Source organism: Arthrobacter agilis, from assembly GCF_002953615.1.
GTDB classification, from domain to species: domain Bacteria; phylum Actinomycetota; class Actinomycetes; order Actinomycetales; family Micrococcaceae; genus Arthrobacter_D; species Arthrobacter_D agilis_B.
Map to the genome: position 1 here is coordinate 3,285,347 of NZ_CP024915.1, position 3,520 is coordinate 3,288,866.

Annotated in this window: 5 protein-coding genes and 1 riboswitch; all 5 genes read right to left on the reverse strand. The window is 74.1% G+C overall.

The window, feature by feature from the left end; genetic code table 11:
• Positions 1 to 175: 175 nt before the first annotated feature.
• Positions 176 to 481, reverse strand: coding sequence for a hypothetical protein (locus tag CVO76_RS16095; protein ID WP_208740106.1), 306 nt, complete (start codon positions 479 to 481; stop codon positions 176 to 178).
• Between the two features lie 75 nt (positions 482 to 556).
• Complete coding sequence (locus CVO76_RS16100) at positions 557 to 1,273, reverse strand: alpha/beta hydrolase (protein ID WP_208740107.1); 717 nt, start codon at positions 1,271 to 1,273, stop codon at positions 557 to 559.
• A gap of 141 nt (positions 1,274 to 1,414) precedes the next feature.
• Positions 1,415 to 2,095 carry a thiamine phosphate synthase gene (gene thiE / locus CVO76_RS16105; protein WP_208740108.1) on the reverse strand — a complete coding sequence of 227 codons (681 nt, stop codon included), beginning with the start codon at positions 2,093 to 2,095 and terminating at the stop codon, positions 1,415 to 1,417.
• Entirely contained in the window at positions 2,095 to 2,988 is an 894-nt protein-coding gene (gene thiM / locus CVO76_RS16110) for a hydroxyethylthiazole kinase (protein WP_208740109.1), read from the reverse strand. The genes thiE and thiM overlap by 1 nt, the downstream gene beginning before the upstream one ends.
• A gap of 40 nt (positions 2,989 to 3,028) precedes the next feature.
• Positions 3,029 to 3,123, reverse strand: a riboswitch (TPP riboswitch).
• 50 nt (positions 3,124 to 3,173) lie between these two features.
• Positions 3,174 to 3,520, reverse strand: a 347-nt coding sequence (locus CVO76_RS16115) for an aldo/keto reductase (protein WP_208740110.1), incomplete at its 5' end; no start/stop codon positions are given.

The following is a 3,520-nucleotide window of genomic DNA, read 5'->3' on the forward strand; positions in this document are numbered from 1 at the left end:
CGTTCGCCGGCGGCGACGTCGCGCAGCAGTCCGATCCCGCGCCCCAACTCCCCGCCGGCGTCCGCCGACGGCTGGTCGAGGACGAGTGCCAGCTCGGCAGCGCCGTGCCACGGATTGCTCATCGGTCCATCGTAGGCAGTGCGCGGCGGTCCGACGGCACGGGCGGCCGGAGGGATCAGGGGACGACATCCATCCACAGCGTGGTCTCGTGCCCGTAGTCGCCGAGGGAACGCCGCGTGAGCCGGACGTCCATCCCGCCGGGCACGTCCAGCAGGCGTGTCCCGCAGCCCAGCAGGACCGGCTCGATGAAGACCAGGATCTCGTGGAGGCGCCCGAGCGCCAGGCACTGCCGCGCGATGTCGGCACCCAGGACGGCCACGTCCCTGTCGCCCGCGGCCTCTTCGACCCGGTCGAGACCGGTGGCGACGTCGGACACGTGGTCGACGCCGTCCGCGCCGGCCCCTGCGGGGCCGTGGGTCACGACGAACTGGGGTCCCGACCAGGTGCCGCCGAAGGGGCCCTCGGCGTCGGTGCCGCTGTTCGGATCGTCGCCGGATCAGGGCGTCGGCAGCGGCGTCCATTCGAGCCAGAGGCCGGCCTCGACGGCGATGGCGGAGGGGACCGTGTGCGGACCGTCGAACTCCCGGTACACCACCTCGTAGCCACGCCGCTTGAGCGCGGGAACCACCTTCCTGCTCGTGGCGTCGATCGGGAGGACGGTGTCCGCCGTCCCGTGGGAGATGAAGACGGCGGGCTGCCCGTTCGAGGGTCCGGCGGGGACGAAGCCCGGGGAGAAGGCCACCACCTTCCGGAAGAGGTCCCCGTTCGCGAGCCCCAGGCCCAGGGCGTAGGAGGCTCCGTCGGAGAAGCCGCCGATACCGATGCGTTCGGGGTCCACCTGCACGAACGAGAACACCTCCTCCAGCGCCCGGCCGATGACCTCCGTGTCCGGACCGTACCCGCCCCGGATCGCGTCCCAGGTGGCTGCCCGTGACGCCGGTGCGAGGATCACGATCCCGAGCTGCTCGGCGGCCGCCCGCAGCACGGACAGGCCGCCCTGTGCGTCGCCGCCGGCGCCGTGGAGGGCGACCAGGAGCGGGACGGGTCCGCCGGTGTCCAGCGACTCCGGCACGAACACGATCGGGTCACGCGTGGTCGCGATACCGAGGGCATGGACCCCCGTTCTGGTCCCGCTGCCGGATTCCGCCGTTCCCGGGCGCGCGGCCAGGAGGGCGGGATGCGGCGCCGCCTCGTCGGGCTGTCTGCTGTTCATGGGTCCTCCGTCGCACGCCGTCTCCGCGACGAGGAGCGGCGCGGCCAGCGCGCCGGCAAGCACGGTCCTCCTCGTCGCCACATCCGGATTCTAGGTCCCGGTGGTCCCTACTCTCCCGGTTGCCGTTGCGCCCGGATTCGGCTATCGGCTCCGCCGTCCCGTGGGGGCGCGCCATGCTTCAGCCAGGTCCCTGGTGGAAGCGGCGGGGTCGGCCGCCGCGCAGATGGCGGACACCACCGCCATCCCCGCCGCGCCGGCAGCCCGCAGGGCGGCGGCGTCCGCGGTGGTGATCCCGCCGATCGCCACACAGGGCAGGTCGGCGCCGGCGGCCAGCGTCGCGAACCCCTCGACGCCGAGCGGCGCCGGATGGTCCGGTTTCGTGGCGGTGGCGTGCACCGCTCCGATGCCGAGGTAGTCCACCGTGCCGGCGGGCAGGGCGTGCGCGGCGGCGACCTGCCCGGGTGTCGCCGCGCTCAGTCCGACGACGGCATCGACGCCGACGATGCGCCGCACCGCGCCCGCTGGCAGGTCGGACTGGCCCACGTGCACGCCGTCGACGCGCGCCCCGAGCTCTCGCGCCGCGAGGTAGACGTCCACCCGGTCGTCGACCAGGACCGGCACCCGACCCTCGGCGGCGCGGGCCACCGCGGCGACGAGCGACACGAGGTCCCGCCCGCCCGCGTGCTTGTCCCGGACCTGCACGCAGGTGACACCGGCGGCGACGGCCGCCGCGACCACGTCGGCGACGGCCCGGGGCGCGCACAGGGCCGTGTCCGTCACGAGGTAGAGCGGCAGGTACTGCGCCGGAGCAGGCCGGGGCATCAGTCGCCCCCGGACAGGCGCAGGCCACGGCGGACATCCGACGGCGTGACGTCGGCGAGCGCATCGAGGAAGCGCGGGGCGAACGTGCCGGGACCTGCCGCGCCGGCCGCGGCACGCTCCGCGGCGAGGGTGTACACGCCGGTCGCCGCTGTTGCCGCGAGCAGTGCATCCGGGGTGAGGGACGCGAAGGCGGCCATCACGGCTCCGAGCGCGCAGCCTCCACCGGTCACGCGCGTCAGGAGCGGGGTCCCGTTGGCGATCCGGACGACGGGCCCGTGCGCCGGCACGACGGCGTCGACGGCCCCCGACACGGCGACGACCGAGCCGTGGCGGATCGCCAGCAGGCGCGCCGCATCCAGCGCGTCGTCGGGGCCGTCAACGGAGTCGACGCCGCGGCCGCCGCCTCCCGTGCCGGCCAGCGCGATGATCTCCGAGGGGTTGCCGCGGATGATCGTCGGCCGGATCGCGACGAGGTCCTGTGCCGTCCGGGTCCGGACCGCGAGGAATCCCACCGCGACGGGGTCCAGGACCCACGGGGTCCCCGCGGCGGCCGCCGCCTCCGCCGCCTCGCGCATGGCGACGCACTGGGCCGGGGTCGGTGTGCCGAGATTGACCAGGACCCCCGAGGCGACCGGCGCGAACTGGCCGGCCTCCTCCGGGATGTCCACCATCGCCGGCGTCGCGCCCACGGCGAGCAGCACGTTCGCTGTGACATTCGTGACCACGGCGTTGGTGATGCACTGCACCAGCGGCACGGCGTCGCGCAGTGCGGCGAGCAGCGCGGCACACGCCTCGGCCGTCACCTGCGCGTCGGCGCCCCGGAGGCTCTCGGACGGTGTTCCGAGGGGTGCTTCGAGGGATGTTCCGAGTGGTTCGAGGGTCGGTTCCGACATGTGCTGCCTTTCGCTTGCCACGGCGGAAGGACGGCCGGACGTCGGACCGGCAGGACATCCCTTCGCCAGTATGAGCTGGATCAGGTTCGACGGGTCTCATCTCAGCCCCGGAAAGGGACACCCCGTGTCGCTGCTCGAACGATAGCGGCTGGCTGCCGGAGCGTCCAGCCCTGCGGGCGCCCCGGTTAGCGGCCGCCCTGGATGCGGCGGCTGCGCTGCTCGATGCCGGGGCCACCGTACGGGTAGTCGCTGAAGGTGGGGGCACTGACCTCGCCGAGGCGGCCGAGGTCGCTGGGCGACAGCTCGAGGTCGGACGACGCCAGGTTGTCCGCCAGCTGTTCCCGGGTGCGGGCACCGAGGATCACCGAGGTCACCCCCGGTTGCGCGGCGACCCAGGCGAGAGCCACGTGGGAGGCGTTGACGCTCCGCTCCGCGGCGATCTCCGTGACCGTGTCGATGATCCGCCAGGTCCTGTCCTGGGCGTTGCGCTTCTCCCAGGCCTCCATGCCGCGCTGGGGGTTCTCGCCGAGGC

Excerpts from the sequence above, each read along its gene's own strand:
- CVO76_RS16100 (WP_208740107.1), bottom strand. The coding sequence starts at position 1,273 with ATGAACAGCAGACAGCCCGACGAGGCGGCGCCGCATCCCGCCCTCCTG.
- thiE (WP_208740108.1), bottom strand. The coding sequence starts at position 2,095 with ATGCCCCGGCCTGCTCCGGCGCAGTACCTGCCGCTCTACCTCGTGACG.
- thiM (WP_208740109.1), bottom strand. The coding sequence starts at position 2,988 with ATGTCGGAACCGACCCTCGAACCACTCGGAACATCCCTCGAAGCACCC.